Raw genomic sequence first — 15,342 nt, forward strand, 5'->3', positions numbered from 1 at the left:
GCGCGGCTTAGATTTACGTGACGACGTTACTGGTGGTGATTGTTACCCGGTGCGTCGAGTACCTTCACCACATCATCGATAATCGCCTTACTCATTTCCTGTAAATAATGCGATGCCCAAGCGTGCCGGTCGGTGTCGCGAACCATGGCGGCGTCTGAAGCGAGCAGTTTGGCGATGTGGAGCAGATCGGAGGCGTGGGAGAGGGCTTCGACGACCGGAACGCCGGCGTTGATGCGGAACAGCGGTTCATCGGCGTGGAAGGAGAAGTGGGTGAGGCCGATGGTTTTAAGGTCTTTGGGGTTGTTCATTGGGCACCTCCGGTGGTTAGGCGGTGGTGGGCGTGAACCGGTGGAGCAGAAGCGCAAATTGTGGATGAATCGATAGCGGACATTAGCAAAAACTCCTGAATCAAAGTTAGAGCTACCACGTTCGTTCTCAGGCGAATGGGTGGCAGCTATGCGCGGGCTGAGAAACCGGAGATACAGGAATCCGGCAGACCCGAAGGTCTCCCACGCACAGCCGCCATTACACGGAAATGCAGGCGCAAAAAAAACGCCAGAGATCGTGATTTGCGGCGCTTGTGCGCCTGTATCTTACTCGGGTTCTCAGGCCCGGTCGCTGAATTGGCAGCGACGGGTTGAAGGTAGCTTGAGGGGGAAGGATGCGCAATCGTGGCTAGGTGGTGGCGTGGGTTGAACGTTTTAGTGATTTTTATGGCTGGGCAATAATTTTCTCTCCTGCTAACTGGCATCAATCAACGCTCAAGCCTGAGCCAGACTTCCCCACTGCTCGGCCAATTCCCCAATGTGTTGAACGCTTCAATACTGAGTGCGCTCCTATCAGTGTTCTTTTGAGATTTTTCGGGCCGAGCGTTGGTTTTCAGTGCAGACCCTCCACTCATTACACCAGGTAACTAATGATGTTCCCGCCCCCACCTTTATCCCGCTGACCCAACCTCATACATTCATCTCCAACGCCTCCTCATCATTTCGATGAGAAGACCACTGGAGATTTCCCCATGCCTTTCGTAAGCGTACGCATCACCCGCGATGGCGTTACTTCAGAGCAAAAAGCTCAGGTTATCGCCGAAATCACTGAAACCCTGGAACGCGTCCTCAACAAACGCCCGGACCTGACCCACATCGTGATCGAAGAAGTTGACACCGATAACTGGGGCTATGCCGGGATGACCACCACCCAATACCGAAAACAACTGGCTGAGTCGGAAGGGCAGTCATGACTACGTCCGTCACCATCGATTTCGTCTCAGATGTGGTGTGCCCATGGTGCGCCTTGGGCGCGACGGCGCTGGAGCAAGCGATCGAGAACGTGGCCGGTGAAGTCTCCGTCGAGCTGACCTTCAAGCCCTTTGAGTTGAACCCGGACATGCCCGCGGAAGGCGAAAACGCGGTCGAACACTTGATGCGCAAGTACGGACGCACCGCCGAGGAAGTTGCCGCTGGCAAAGCGATGCAGATCGCTCGTGGTGAGGCCATCGGGTTCAAGTTCGATCTGGAGAAGCGCAGCCATTTCTACAACACGTTTGATGCTCACCGTTTGTTGTTCTGGGCGTCGCAGGAAGGGCGGCAGATCGTACTCAAACGAGCGTTGCTGCGCGCTTACTTCGCCGACGGCCAGAACCCGAGCGATCACGAGACGCTGGTGCGTTTGACGGCTGAGGCAGGACTGGATGCGGAGCGTGCAGGCGAGGTACTGGCGTCCGGAGCATTCGCCAAAGAGGTGCATGAGCTTGAAGCGTTTTACCGCGAGCGCGGCATCAATTCGGTACCGGCCGTGATGCTTAACGGTCGTCACCTGGTGTCGGGTTCGCAATCGGTCGAGTACTACGAACAGATGCTGAGGCAAATGGCGCAGGCCCCCGCCGAAGCGTGATTGATCACTTTCCAAACCATCATTTATTAGTAGAGGTTCATCATGAGTAATTCGAAAAAAGTCATCGTTATTACTGGCGCCTCCCAAGGTCTCGGCGCAGGCATGGTCAAGGCCTTCCGTGATCTCGATTACCGGGTTGTCGCCACTTCGCGTTCGATCCAGCCATCCACCGACCCGGACATCCATACCGTTGCCGGCGACATCGGCGACCCGGCGATCGCCCAGCGAGTCATTCGTGAAACGATCGAACGTTTCGGCCGTATCGATACCCTGGTCAACAACGCCGGGATCTTCGTAGCCAAGCCGTTCACCGATTACACCCACGAAGACTACGCCGCGGTGCTGTCGGTGAACCTGAATGGTTTTTTCTACATCACCCAACTCGCGATCACCGAGATGGAAAAACAGGGCAGCGGCCACGTCGTCAACATCACCACCAGCCTGGTGGACCACGCCATCGACGGCGTACCGTCGGTACTGGCCTCATTGACCAAGGGTGGCCTGAACGCTGCAACCAAATCCCTGGCCATCGAGTATGCCAAGCGCGGAATTCGGGTGAACGCGGTTTCCCCAGGCATCATCAAAACGCCGATGCATAGTGAGGAAACTCACGAAGCACTGGGGAATTTGCACCCGGTTGGGCACATGGGGGAGATCAGCGATATTGCTCAGGCTGTGGTGTATCTGGACAGCGCCAACTTTGTCACCGGCGAGATCTTGCATGTTGATGGTGGGCAGAGTGCGGGGCACTGAGACCTGGTTTTCCAAAGCCCAGAAACAACAAAGCCCTCGCATTTCTGCGAGGGCTTTGTTTTGTATGGTGCGGCACCAGGAGTCGAATAATTTCATAAGCTAATGAATTAGCTGATTAATTAATACTTAAAGACCTGTGCGACTCTACCTCTAAAACTACCTCAAGGTCCTCGTACGCCTGAGGATCTTGCTTGACGTGACTAACGGCGAAGGGCCGGAGTTGCCCCCACAGCGGCCGGTCATTCGTCTATGAAAGTGAGGCCGTTGATGTGTCAACGGTCAACCACGTTAGAGTTAGAGTAGGTCCATGGTGGCCATGGAATCAGCCATGCGGTAGCCCATCGCTTTGTAACCCGCCTGGCGCTTATCCCACATCCTCAGTAGCGCGACATTACCCTCGTCAACGAAGTCGATCACTCTCACGTCGGCCTTTTCGGCATGCGATCGATGCAATCGTCCCGCATATTGCTGAAGGATACCCTTCCATGAGATGGGCATTGCCAGCACCAGCGTGTCCAACGGCGGATGATCGAAGCCTTCACCTACTAGTTTTCCTGTTGCCAACAGCACTCGTGGAGCATCAGGGGGAAGGGACTCAAGCTCATGCATACGGGAAATCCGCTGTTTCTTAGGCACTCGCCCATGAAGCGTGAAAAGGTTATGCACGCGCTGCTTCAATTCTAATTCAAGGGCATCCACATGTTCCGTCCGCTCCGTTAACACTAGAATTTTTCTACCCTCGTTGTACGCCAGCTCAATCTCCGAGACGATTTTGGCTGTCCGCTCAGAGTCGTCGGCTAGACGCCGAAAAACGTCCTGAATCCCAAAGCCGTCGGGGACCACTATTGGTTTGGGCAGCAATCGAGGCACGACAGAGAGGTCATGGGGCGCACTCGCTGGTCGAGCAGCAGTATGTCGGATCGGTCCGCACTGCATGAAAATAATGGGCTGCTGCCCATCTCGGCGCACTGGGGTTGCTGTGAGTCCCAGTACGTACCGCGCGGTCGCGCTCCTCAGTAGTGCCTCGAATGACACTGCTGATAGGTGATGACACTCATCAACGATGATCTGGCCATAGTTTTTTACCTGATCGCTGATCTCGCCTTTTCGCGATAACGACTGCATTACGGCAATGTCGATGATGCCTGTAAGCTTCGCTTTTCCGCCCCCAAGAGTACCAACGACACCATTCCCGACTCCCAAGAACGCCTGCAAGCGCTCTTGCCACTGCCTTAACAGCTCCGTCCGATGCACAAGCACCAACGTGTTAATGCCACGTGCGGCAATCAACGCAGCAGCACTCACCGTTTTACCGAAAGCTGTCGGTGCGCAGAGGATACCGGTGTCATGACTTAGCATTGCGCTGACAGCAGCCTCTTGGTCAGAACGCAGGGTCCCGAGAAAGCTCACGTCGATGAGGTCGCCCGCGAAGCGTTCGTCTTTAAGAATAGGGGTAACCCCGTTTTCCTCTAAAAGCTCCAGCGCAGCATCCAAACAGCCACGTGGTAACGCAATATGTTTGGGGAAGTTCTGGGCACAGCCGATAATCCTTGGCTTGTTCCACACTGACATGCGCATGGCCTGAGCTTTGTAGAACTCAGGATTTTGAAAGGCAGCGAGCCGGACAAGCTGGTTTGCCAATGGCTGTGGCAATTCCGACTTTTCAAAGTAAATTAAGTTAGCCAGCGTGATGTTGACAGCAGCAGGCAACGGGCATGTCAATTTACGTGATCTCGATTCACGATCTTTCCAAGGTTCTGCATCACCTTCGTCATCGACATAGGCGACCCCTAGAGGGTCCCGATTACCCATCGCCTGGATAATAACGGGCTGGATATCTTCTGGACTCATGCGCTGAATCGATGCCAGGAAGGCCCATTGATCAGGATGAGGCTCAAGCGAGTCGTCTACAAAAACGCTATTGTTTTGGGCCCTGGCCCGCTTTTGTAAAGGGAGTGCGATGAGATTTCCAAAGCCGCCTTTGGGCATATAGTCCTGGTTTGGAAACAGTCGATCATAGGAGCTGAGCGCCAACTGCCGGGTGCGCTCACAGGCATGACTGATGATTGCGGCACCGAGGCGGCGCGCATCGCAGGCAGGAACATTACGCTCAAAGAAAATCCAGCCATGAGCCCCTTGGCCTGAGCGCGATATTTCCAGCGCCACCGGGACGTTCAGCTCATGGCATGACTGCACAAAAGCTATGGAATCATCACGCCATTCGGCCTCATCGAAATCGACCGCCAAAAAATAACAAGTGTCATCAGAGAGTAGGGGGTAGATACCAACGACCACTTCGCCCGCCAGATGGCGATAGACCACCTCATCGGTCAGCGGAAGCAGCTGGCGGTTACCGCAGTCGCCACATTTAATTCGGGGCTTCTCACAAACGCCAGGCCTCCATTCGTTTGCGCAAGCGGGTGCGTATCCTGATTTGCCTGCCTTGCTTTCCCAGCGGATGGGATAAACGTCCGTCCTGCCACGAAACAAGCTTCGGAATAGGGCAAGCTTTCCTACAGTATCGAGTTGCTGTGATTGCTCTGCTTGGACAATCGCTATCTTGACTAGCTCAGCAGGCGGGCGCCATTCGATGCCATGAGCATCCAGCAAGGCAACCAATCTTGCATTCTCAGCCCTTAGCTTCGCCACCAGACTAGTGTCTATCACCGCCTTCAGCCTCTACGTCTCAGGTGAAGCCTGTAGCCTCGAGCTACAACCCTCAGTCCATCAGTAAAACATAGAGGTTATCAAACAACAGAGGTTAGGTTCAGGGGCTCAAGAGGTCCGCCCTAGTCCCAATCAAATCGTTGGCTGGCTCAATCTGCCGGTGAGGGATACAGAGCGCGCAGTTGCTGGCATTCGACTAGCGTGGAAAGTTCCAGGATTTTCCTAGGCGCAGAGTGATCAGGTTTGTAGTCAGCAGGTAGTAGTAGCGCGTCGATTTCGAGTTTGAGTTCATGTGGTGGTTCAAAAACCAAACGAGATGTTTTCTTTGCCATGTCCATGGATTATCTCGGTTCCAGCGTTCAGAAATGGCTGCTTGAATAGTCTTGGCCTGGCGGATGTGACGTTCGCGTGTGGCATGTGCTCCAGTCAGCACCCCGGCCAAGAAGATCTCCATATCGAATGGTTTATTCATACCCGACCACCGATATACGCCGATACCACGTCGATTCGACCGTGTCCCATCTCATAGCTGATTTGTAAGCGTGCCTCTCGATCAAGGCGTGGATCGAGACGCCTGCACCTGCCACCGTTGATGGGCGCTAGGTGATGGGTGATTCATAGCGTTCGCACGTATAAGCCGCGCGCAGTTCGTGGAAGCCTTTGAGGTTGTGCGTATGGAGGATATCTCGGGCGGGGCGGACGATTTCCCGTTGGAAATCGAAGTAGCTCTCGTTCGGTGCCAGCAGGTTGCGGCTACCGTCGGGAGAGACCTGTTCGGCGTACCTGAGCGCTTCGCGAATATGGTCATCCACCGTGATCCAACGAGGCGCGGTTGCGCCGCCGCGGCCACCTTTGGTGCCGTCTTGGATGTTGATCTTGTCGTAGTGTTCGGCTTCTCTTTGCAGGCGCGGAAGGTCGGCCAAGATGGCCTCGCGCAAGCGCATGCCGGTGGCTCGCGCCAACTGGGCGATGGCCGCCGCGCGCGGCATTTGGTGTTCGCAGAGCACGTCGACGATCCGCTTCACGTGTTCGCGGTCTTGGCCTTGCGGCACCGAGCGACGAACACTGTTCCGCCGCATTCCCAGCGTTTTGCTCGGACTCGGCACCTCCACAAATTGATCACCGCGAAGCGCGGCCATGGTCCGGTTGACGCTGGACAACCGGTTTTGCGCTGTGGCGATGGCTAGCTCCCCCAACTCAACTTTTTGACGCAAGTGCTCGGCGTAGTCCAGCAAAGTCTGGCGATCAATCCGCCGCGCATCGTTAAACCCTGGTCCATCCTCCGAACGACACCAGCGTACAAACGCCTGCCATCGATCACTGTGAGCTTTTACCGTGCCGTAATGCCCGCCGCCAAATAGGTCGAGCAACGCCTGCGGTCCGGCATAACTCAGCTGCCGGCCATATCCAAAATTACGCCAGTCGCGTCTACCTACTAGCGCCATGATCAAATTCCTCTCGAAGCCAAAACGTTGAAGCTTTTCCCCACGTCATCCCGCCAAGAATGTTGAGTGTTATCAGGGATCAAGGCCCCTGCGACCTGTGAGGGTTGTCCACTAACGCGGGACTTGCGGCTCCTTACGACCGGGAGCTTGGGCATCTCATGATCTGGCCTCCTGAACACTTCCGAGGAAGTGGGCGGGTGGAGGCTGTACTGGCTGACGAGACCGGCGCCGCGAGATCCTGAGTCGGGTGAAGGCAGTGAGGCGATGACAGGAGCATGCCTGACTGTCAGTCAGGTGCAGTCCATTCCTTGGGCTGCGGCACCATCATCTGCGTCGCTGTTGTTGGTGACTTCGGTGTTTGTCACGCCGATTGTCACGAGGGGAAATGCCGCAATGCCTTGTACGAGTTGGGCTGCAGCAGCGGTAGGAGCGCCCGTCTCTTTCCGGAAGAAAGAGACGGGCGCAGGTTGGCGCAAGAAAATGGCCAAGCGGATAGGTTGCTGCAGGGCAGCTATGAAAGAGTATGAGTTGCCGCGGTGGGCACACTGATAAAAGTAGGCATCCATCACATCGCTGTGACCGTGCGAGCCGCCGGACGCTAATCGCACTTTGGGTGAACCACCACGGTGTGGCGTAGCCTTAAAGGTTCTGGCTACCTGGGTTGCTGTCAACGACAGCGCTTTACCCGATCTTTTCTACGCCTGTGGATAATTTGGGTCAAGGCTCGAATTTTCGGGAGTTCTGCGGCTGTGGATGAAATTATCCACCGGTGGAAATCAGTGGTTTTCCACAGACAGTTGCGTGGGCTTTAAATTTTTTAAGTGAGGTCCATCCAAGCAGGGCGGCTTTGCAGCCCTGTTTGGATGGACCCGCGTGGACAAACGGATCATCGAGATTTCGAGAACGTACGCTTACTTTGCTGCGCCGCGATTGGCTTTTGGCCGTGTGACGTTCTTGCAAAGTCGTGAGGAGTGACATCCTCCTGCTGATTGGTGACTGCGCATCGGCTCCACCAGTTCATGATAAGTCTCCGCTCGTCGAGTTGCGTGCGACTATGGAAGACTGAGTACAATCCCCACACGAATGTTTTTTCTTCGACCTTTTGCAGCTACGTGAAGCAGGCTGATCATTTAGGAAGTCTTTGATGTCACTCAATCCCCACACTCTTGAAGACCTGCCCTCGCTGGTTGAATCTGTCGAGCTCGAATGCAAGCTCGCTCAGGGGCAGGATGGGAAGGGAGAGTTGCCTAAGGATTTCTGGTTAACCTACTCCGCTTTTGCTAACACTCAGGGTGGGGTAGTACTGCTTGGCGTGCGCGAGAAGGATGGGCAGTTCAGCGTCGCAGGCCTATCAAATATCGAGAAAGTACGTACTGACCTGTTCAATACCCTCAACAATCCGGCCAAGGTCAGTGTCAATCTGCTGACTGACCGGGAGGTGGTCGTCAGAGAGCTGGAGGGCAAGCAGGTACTTGAAGTGAAAATCCCGGCGGCTTCGCGTAAGCAGAAGCCGGTATTTCTCAATGGTCAGCCGTTAGGTAACACTTATCGTCGATTACATGAGGGTGATCGGCGTTGCTCTGAGGAAGATGTTCGCCGCATGTTCGCAGAGCAAGTGGAGGACTGTCGGGACGAGCGGATTTTGCCGAATTACGACTTCGCGGACATTGATCCGGACAGTCTGCGTATCTACCGCCAGATGCTTAGCGACATAAAACCAGGCCATCCAGCGCTGGAGCACCAAGGGATTGAGTTTCTCCGACAGATAGGAGGTTGGCGTAAGGACCGCGCGAACGGAGTCGAAGGGCTGACTCTGGCAGGTTTACTCATGTTCGGACGCTGGCTTTCGATCCAAGAGAGTGTGCCGCATTACTTTGTGGACTATCAGGAGCGGCCGTACGCCAAAACAGAACTACGTTGGGTGGATAGGCTCGTCCCCGATGGAACCTGGTCAGGAAATCTGTTTGATTTCTACCGGCGGGTTTATCGCAAGTTGGTTGAGGACTTAAAGGTACCGTTCGTTCTCAAAGGTGATCAGCGCCAGGATGACACACCGGTACATGAAGCTCTGCGCGAGGCTTTGGTTAATACCTTGGTCCATGCCGACTATACCGGGCGGGTTTCTGTTTTAGTCGTGAAGCGTCCTGACTTGTTTGGCTTTCGCAATCCTGGCGGCTTACGTTTACCCCTTGAGCAGGTGTTGCAAGGTGGTACCAGCGATTGCCGGAACAGGCTAATGCACCAAATGTTTCTTCTTATCGGCCTTGGCGAGCGTGGTGGTTCTGGGGTTCCAAAAATCTACAGCGGGTGGCGCAGCCAGCATTGGCGACCGCCAGCCCTTTATGAAAAGCCCGAGCCCGAGCAAACCCTTCTTGAGCTTCGCATGTTGGACTTGCTTCCTGAAGGGGTGGTGGAACAGTTACGAGGGCGATTTGGAGTTCGTTTCGAGAGCTTGGAACATACTGCCAGGTTGATTTTGGCCACGGCCGCGATTGAGCGAGTGGTCAGCCATAATCGTCTCCTTGAGATTTGCGATACTCATGCTCATGACTTGAGCCAGCTGCTTGCGCGGTTGGTGCGCGAGAGATTCCTTGTGCCCGACGGGCGCTCGCGGGGCATGATTTATCACCTGCCGGGTGAGCAACTGCCTACGCCGGAGCAAGTGTTCGCAGGTCCGCTGCAGAGCTCCGAACATTACGCCGGCAGCTCCGAACATAACGGGGCTAGCTCCGAACATAACGCAGGCAGCTCCGAACATAAGGTCGAGCTGGATATGCAGCGAAACGGTGATGGCTGCTTGTTGAGCGATCATATTGACGCGCCGCTGATCGATGCTTTGGACAGGCTTGACGCAGGGTTTCGAGAAAAGCTCGAAATACTGGCTGAGGAGCCGCGCAATCGAGAGCGCATGCAAAAGGATCGTATGCAACAGGTGATTATCACCCTTTGCAAGGAGCACTATCTGACGCTCAACGTTTTGGCTAATTTGTTAAAGCGCAGTCCAGATGCCCTCCGCCAGCAGTACCTGAATGGAATGGTGAAAAGCAGGCAGATTCAGTTGGCATTTCCGTCCAAGCCGACTCATGAAAGGCAGGCGTACAAAGCGCACATTGGTGGACAGGATGAGGAGTAGCCTACTCCCTCAGCTGCTTTTCGCCTTGAGCCGCGTGACGTTCGCTCCGGTCTGGTTCGCGAATTCGTGGGGAGTGACATGCTCCTGTCGGTTGGCCTCCAGATACCGGCTCCACCAGTTCATGATCAGCCTGCGCTCCTCGATGAACTCTGCCTTGTGGATGTAAGCGGCGCGAACGTTGTTGCGTTCCTTGTGGCTCATCTGCCGTTCAATAGCTGTCTCCGACCACAATCCTGACTCGATCAGTGCGCTGCAGGCCATCGAACGAAACCCATGCCCGCAGATATCGGTTTTGGTGTCGTATCCCATCGTCCGTAGCGCGTTGTTCACGGTATTTTCGGACATGGGCTTCCAGGGTTTGGCGTCACCTGCGAAGACCAATGCGAATTTACCTGTGAGCGCATGGATTTGTTCGAGTAGCGTCACTGCTTGCGGCGATAAGGGTACAAGATGGATATCCCCTGCCATCTTCGTACCCCTTGTGGAAAAGGGTACTCCCTCCAACGCTGGCCGAGTGTCTGGGATTTCCCAGGCGCCGCGCTTGAGGTCGAACTCGCTCCAGCGTGCGAAACGCAGCTCGCTGGATCGTACAAACACATGCAGCGACAGCATCACCGTCAGACGGGTAAGTGCCCGGCCTTTATAGGTGTCGATCCGCTCCTGCAGTTCCGGCAGTCGCGATAAGGGTAGAGCGGGGCGATGAACCACCCGCGGGGCTTTGATCGAGCCTTCGAGGTCGTAAGCAGGGTTTGCGGTGATAAGCCGGAGGCGTTTTGCCTCGCGCATTATGCTCTGCAGGTAGTTTTGTACCCTTAAAGCAACGTCTATCGTTCCGTGCTTCTTAATCGCTTCCAAGGGCTGCATGAGGTCATGGGTGTCGAGGTCGACAATGGCGCGGGCGCCGATCAGCGGGAACACGTGGGTTTTGAGGCGGCTCATCACAGTCTTGGAGTGGCCTGGTGCCCACTTGGCCGACATTTCCGTGTGCCAGTCCAGCGCAACGGTTTCAAAGGATCTGCCTTTGATCAGAGAGTCCGCCTTGGCTTGGTGCTTGGTCTCTATGGGATCAATGCCGTCCGCCAGCATTCGCTTCACTGCCAAGCGCTTGCGGCGCGCATCGGCGAGGCAATTACGGGGTAGTTGCCGAACGAGGTCAGGCCTTCCCGTCCGTCAGGTTTGACGTAGCGGAGCCGCCAGCCTTTGCGGCCATTGGGTTGGACTAGAAGGTAGAGGCCGTCGCCGTCGAAAAGCTTGTAGGCGCGGTCGGTGGGCTTGGCTGAGCGGCAAGCCGAATCAGAGAGTGGAGCAGTGGTGCGCGACATAAGGGTACTCCCTTTTATCGAAGTGACCTTTACCCCAAACTCTACCCTTAAACCGGTTGGAATCCACCAGGATTCACCGGAATCCGACAGAACCCCAAAACGAAAAAACCCGCCAGAAGGCGGGTTTTTCGGGGGTTCCAGAGATTTTGAAAGCCTTCTCTGGAACCTTGTATGGTGCCGGCACCAGGAGTCGAACCCGGGACCTACTGATTACAAGTCAGTTGCTCTACCAACTGAGCTATACCGGCGTGTTAGGGCGACGATTATAGCGATTGGGTTGGTTCTGTAAACCCCTGAATTCAGACTATTTTTGCGCAGGCGTTTGATCAGGTGCGAACCAGTACTTTCTTGAGTTTCTGAAGGGTGCGCCAGGCTCGGCTGTTTTGCATCGCCCGCACCTGCGCTTCGGCATGTTCAGCGCGCTGCAGGGCGGCGACGAGGTGGTTTTCAGCGTCGGTGACGGGGTGGCTGAAGTTATGGCCTTTGCAGAACTGGAAGTCATCCAGGTTGCACGGCGGGATGTCGAAGGCGGGTTTGAGGGCCAGGTGTTCTTCGGCGAGATAGTAGGTGTTGATGCCGTCGAACAGGATGGACTGGTAGCCGGCATCGGTGACGAGGGTTTCCCAGGTCTGGTCGCGTTCCCATGGGGTTTCGATGAGGATGATCCACGGCCGCCATTGGGTGAAGTCCATGCCGCGCAGAACAGTTTCTTCGTGGCCTTCGACGTCGATTTTCAGGAAGTGGATGGGGCGGTTCCGGGCGTGTTGTTCGCAGATGGAGGCCAAGGTGCGGGATTTGACGGTTTGGCTGCGCACGTCCATGCCGGCATCTTTGTGTTGCTGGGCCAGGGCCGGGTCGAGGGTCGACAGGCCGGTGCCGGCGATGCCGTAGAAGGTCAGATCGTCGGCGCTTTCGCCGGCCACGCATTGCATATTGGTGTCTTTTGGACGTTGCTGGCACAGGGCGTTGTAGTAGTTCGGCACGGGCTCGACATTGATGCCGGTCCAGCCGCGGTCATAGAAGGCTTTGGTGACGGAGTCCTGGGTGGGGTCGTTGGCCCCGATGTCGATGTAAAAGCCGTTTTCGACGTATTTGAGGGCGCGCCACAGGCGGATGTCTTCGAAATTCTGTGCGTAAGAAATGAACGTCACGGTCGCATCCTGTCGGTCAGATTTTTCTTGTTCATGGCCGCGCTGTCGGCGTCCTTGTATGCGTGTATAGCAAGGGGCGTTGCAAGGCGCAATTTTCCGCTACGGATGTCCGGTGTTCGGCGGTTATGTCGTTTTGATTAAATGCTTATGCACAATGGAGCAGGGGCGATTGTCTGTTCATTACGTTTTTGTGGACTCGTTCTCATTTGTTCGCAAATGCCTGTTTTGCGGGTTTTTTATTTGTGTGAACAAAAAATGACCAGCAGTGTTTCAAGCGTAAAACAGTGTGGATATTGGATCCACGATAATTCCATCAACAGAGTTATCCACAGGCGTTGGTTGTTTAAGGGCGTTCAGCAAGGAGTAGGAAATTGCGCGGTGTGAGTGGGGTTTCACAGAAGGTGCCGAGGCGAACGGCATAACCCTGCTCGAGGAGGAAAAGTGCTCGATCAAGTACCAGCCACAGCTCCAGAGGCCGTCGGAAAAGGCCTCGCATCAGCTCCAGGTTGCGCACTTCTGCCAATCGCTGGCAACCGGCGGCTTCCAGCGCGGCCCAATCTGGCGCTCCAACTGTGGATAAGTCTTTGAGTGCGGCCAGATCGCGGCAGTAATCGACGAAAGGTTTGTCCAGCCAGGCGCTGGGCAGAGAAGGGGTTGGCAGGTATTCATTGACGCCGCGCAGTTGCCGTTGCAGCAGGTCGAACGCCAGGCGCCGGGCCATGGAGGTGTCGCGCTGGCGTCGGACGCGAGCACCGGCGGTGACGGTTTCGCTCATCGGCAGCGCAAGATCATCGAGGGAAAGGTGTAGGTCAGAGCGCTGAGCCGCACGGGAAAGCGGCTGATAGGTGTTCAGACTGATCCGGTTGTAGCAGCAGGGCGCGATGGCCAGGTGTTTGCAACCGGCGGCGCTGGCGAGCTGGATCAGCCGCACATGCAGATCACCGCAGGCGTGCAGCGCGACCGGCGTATGATCGGCGTTCAATAAAGAGGCTGCGCCGGGCGCGAGTACATCCTGCTCGACATGCAGCGCATGCAATTGATGACGCTGGCTGAGCGCCTGGCCGCTGGCAACCAGCGTTGGGTCGTATTCCAGGCAGGTCAGTTGTTGCCCGGTTTGCAGCAGGCGTCGCCCTAAATGGCCCTTGCCGGAACACCAGTCCAGCCAATGCGTCGGTGCATGAGCAAACTTTAAACAACTGGCGAACGCTTCAATCTGCTGCCACTTGCGTCCAGGCACATCCACATTCAAGCGATGTCCCGCTGCTTCAAGCGCATGAGCCGGCAATTCACCCACCGTGCTCAGTTCAGCAGATATCGCCGCCAATGAAGCAAACGGCTCCGGCGCATCGAGCAAGCAAGGTTGGTTATGACTGCTTTCCGCATCCTCCAGCGACCGCCCGCGTAGCCATTGAGCCAATTCCGGGTAGGACGCTTCCCAAGGCAATTGCAGATGGGTAAACGGTCGAGGCTTCCACAGCGCCTGATGCTCGATCAGAAAAGCATCCAGCGCGGTGAAACGGGCGAGTAAGGACTCGCCCGTCAGCACGCAGGAATCAACGCCCTTGGCAGGCATCGACGCGCAGCCAGCGCTCCAGCTGACGGAATGCTTGCACCAGCACAAACGACATCAGCAGATAGAACACCCCAGCGGTGAAGAACATATCCACTGTCAGGTAGTTGCGGGCAATGATCGTGCGGGCCATGCCGGTGAGTTCCAGCAAGGTTACGGTGCTCGCCAGTGAGCTGGCCTTGAGCATCAGAATCACTTCGTTGCTGTAAGCCGGGAGGCCGATACGCGCCGCGCGCGGCAGGATGATATAGAACATTGCCTTGGCCCTGGACATGCCCAAGGCACGTGCCGCTTCGATCTCACCCGGCGGAATCGCCTGAATCGCACCGCGCAGGATCTCCGCGATGTAGGCCGCGGTATGCAGGGTCATGGTCGCGGTGGCGCACCAGAACGGGTCGCGCAGGTAAATCCACATCGAGCTGTTGCGCACGGCGTCGAACTGCGCCAGGCCGTAATAGACCAGGAACAATTGCACCAGCAGCGGGGTACCGCGAAAGAAAAAGATGTAGGCATAAGGGAAAGCGCGGACGTACCAGAGTTTGGAGGAACGCGCGATGCCCAAAGGAATGGCCAGCAGCAAGCCGAGTATCACCGCGATGCCCACCAGTTCCAGCGTCAGGGTGGCGCCCTGGATGAACTTCGGTAGCCACTTGTAGATGACTTCCCATTCCATTACGTCGTCCTCACAAAGCCGCGGGCAGCTCGTTTTTCCAGAAAATGCATGCTAGTCATGGCCAGGACTGTCAGGCCCAGATACATCAGGGCCGCGACCATGAAGAAAGTGAACGGATGCTTGGCGAAGGTCACGGCGTTTTGTGCGTGACGCATGATTTCTTCCAGGCCGATCACCGACACCAGTGCAGTGTCTTTCATCAGGATCATGAACAGGTTGCCCAGACCGGGCAGGGCGATGCGCCACATCTGGGGCATGATCAGGCGTGTGAAGATGCGCCATTTCGAAAGGCCTAATGCTACGCCGGCTTCACGGTGGCCTTTGGGAATCGCCAGGATCGCACCACGAAACACTTCCGTGGCGTAGGCACCGAAACACAGGCCAAGGGCGGTCACGCCGGCGACAAAAGGACTCAGGGCGAGTTCGGGATTACCGAAGTATTCACCCAGGGCGCTCATCAAGTTGACGGTGCCGTAGTACATCAACAGAACCCATAACAGTTCCGGTACACCGCGCACGAGGGTCGAGTAGGTTTCGCCAAGCCATTGCAGCGGCTTGTACGGGGAAGTCTTGGCCAAGGCGCCGAGCAGACCGAGCACCAGCCCCAGGCACAGGGCCGAGAGTGCCAGTTTCACAGTCATCAGCGCGCCAGCGGCAAGCGCCGGGCCGAATCCGTAGAGGTCGATAGTCATGGAATTCTTTTCAAATCGCGGCAGGCAATGCCAAGGACCGGCG

The 15,342-nt window shown here is 56.1% G+C and carries 11 protein-coding genes, 1 tRNA gene and 2 pseudogenes; 4 read left to right on the top strand and 10 right to left on the bottom strand.

Annotated features, from left to right (window positions below):
- Nucleotides 1-26 precede the first annotated feature (26 nt).
- Complete coding sequence (locus tag ACYZT2_RS02690) at nucleotides 27-308, bottom strand: DUF3077 domain-containing protein (protein ID WP_461969901.1); 282 nt, start codon at nucleotides 306-308, stop codon at nucleotides 27-29.
- A 710-nt stretch (nucleotides 309-1,018) separates the two neighbouring features.
- Here ACYZT2_RS02690 and ACYZT2_RS02695 point away from each other — a divergent pair.
- From ACYZT2_RS02695 to ACYZT2_RS02705, 3 genes are read left to right on the top strand one after another with little or no spacing between them, the layout of a single operon-like run.
- Nucleotides 1,019-1,240 carry a tautomerase family protein gene (locus tag ACYZT2_RS02695; protein WP_461969903.1) on the top strand — a complete coding sequence of 74 codons (222 nt, stop codon included), beginning with the start codon at nucleotides 1,019-1,021 and terminating at the stop codon, nucleotides 1,238-1,240.
- Nucleotides 1,237-1,893: a DsbA family oxidoreductase gene (locus ACYZT2_RS02700; RefSeq protein WP_461969905.1), complete on the top strand. Its 657-nt coding sequence runs from the start codon at nucleotides 1,237-1,239 to the stop codon at nucleotides 1,891-1,893. The genes ACYZT2_RS02695 and ACYZT2_RS02700 overlap by 4 nt, the downstream gene beginning before the upstream one ends.
- A gap of 42 nt (nucleotides 1,894-1,935) precedes the next feature.
- Nucleotides 1,936-2,646, top strand: a complete 711-nt coding sequence (locus tag ACYZT2_RS02705; RefSeq protein ID WP_461969907.1) for an SDR family NAD(P)-dependent oxidoreductase — start codon at nucleotides 1,936-1,938, stop codon at nucleotides 2,644-2,646.
- A gap of 294 nt (nucleotides 2,647-2,940) precedes the next feature.
- Here ACYZT2_RS02705 and ACYZT2_RS02710 read toward each other — a convergent pair whose 3' ends face one another.
- From ACYZT2_RS02710 to ACYZT2_RS02720, 3 genes and pseudogenes are all read right to left on the bottom strand, one after another.
- Entirely contained in the window at nucleotides 2,941-5,313 is a 2,373-nt protein-coding gene (locus ACYZT2_RS02710; RefSeq protein ID WP_461969909.1) for a TOTE conflict system archaeo-eukaryotic primase domain-containing protein, read from the bottom strand.
- Between the two features lie 196 nt (nucleotides 5,314-5,509).
- Nucleotides 5,510-5,785 (bottom strand): hypothetical protein, encoded by a 276-nt coding sequence (locus tag ACYZT2_RS02715; protein WP_461969911.1) that lies wholly within the window; start codon nucleotides 5,783-5,785, stop codon nucleotides 5,510-5,512.
- A pseudogene (locus ACYZT2_RS02720) lies at nucleotides 5,782-6,758 on the bottom strand (integrase domain-containing protein). Before ACYZT2_RS02720 ends, ACYZT2_RS02715 begins: the two are co-directional and overlap by 4 nt.
- 1,144 nt (nucleotides 6,759-7,902) lie before the next feature.
- Here ACYZT2_RS02720 and ACYZT2_RS02725 point away from each other — a divergent pair.
- Nucleotides 7,903-9,891, top strand: a complete 1,989-nt coding sequence (locus tag ACYZT2_RS02725; protein ID WP_461969913.1) for an RNA-binding domain-containing protein — start codon at nucleotides 7,903-7,905, stop codon at nucleotides 9,889-9,891.
- 9 nt (nucleotides 9,892-9,900) lie between these two features.
- On the opposite strand, the pseudogene ACYZT2_RS02730 reads toward ACYZT2_RS02725, so the two are convergent.
- From ACYZT2_RS02730 to ACYZT2_RS02755, 6 genes and pseudogenes are all read right to left on the bottom strand, one after another.
- Nucleotides 9,901-11,213: pseudogene (locus tag ACYZT2_RS02730) on the bottom strand (tyrosine-type recombinase/integrase).
- A gap of 172 nt (nucleotides 11,214-11,385) precedes the next feature.
- Nucleotides 11,386-11,461 (bottom strand) — tRNA-Thr (locus ACYZT2_RS02735).
- 78 nt (nucleotides 11,462-11,539) lie between these two features.
- On the bottom strand, nucleotides 11,540-12,364 hold the full coding sequence (locus ACYZT2_RS02740) for an FkbM family methyltransferase (RefSeq protein WP_461969915.1): 825 nt from the start codon (nucleotides 12,362-12,364) through the stop codon (nucleotides 11,540-11,542).
- Between the two features lie 343 nt (nucleotides 12,365-12,707).
- Complete coding sequence (locus ACYZT2_RS02745; RefSeq protein WP_461969917.1) at nucleotides 12,708-13,937, bottom strand: methyltransferase; 1,230 nt, start codon at nucleotides 13,935-13,937, stop codon at nucleotides 12,708-12,710.
- Nucleotides 13,918-14,607, bottom strand: a complete 690-nt coding sequence (locus tag ACYZT2_RS02750; RefSeq protein WP_461969919.1) for an ABC transporter permease — start codon at nucleotides 14,605-14,607, stop codon at nucleotides 13,918-13,920. Before ACYZT2_RS02750 ends, ACYZT2_RS02745 begins: the two co-directional genes overlap by 20 nt.
- On the bottom strand, nucleotides 14,607-15,299 hold the full coding sequence (locus ACYZT2_RS02755) for an ABC transporter permease (RefSeq protein ID WP_461969921.1): 693 nt from the start codon (nucleotides 15,297-15,299) through the stop codon (nucleotides 14,607-14,609). The genes ACYZT2_RS02750 and ACYZT2_RS02755 overlap by 1 nt, the downstream gene beginning before the upstream one ends.
- Nucleotides 15,300-15,342 lie beyond the last annotated feature (43 nt).

This window comes from Pseudomonas sp. MDT1-85, assembly GCF_054898065.1.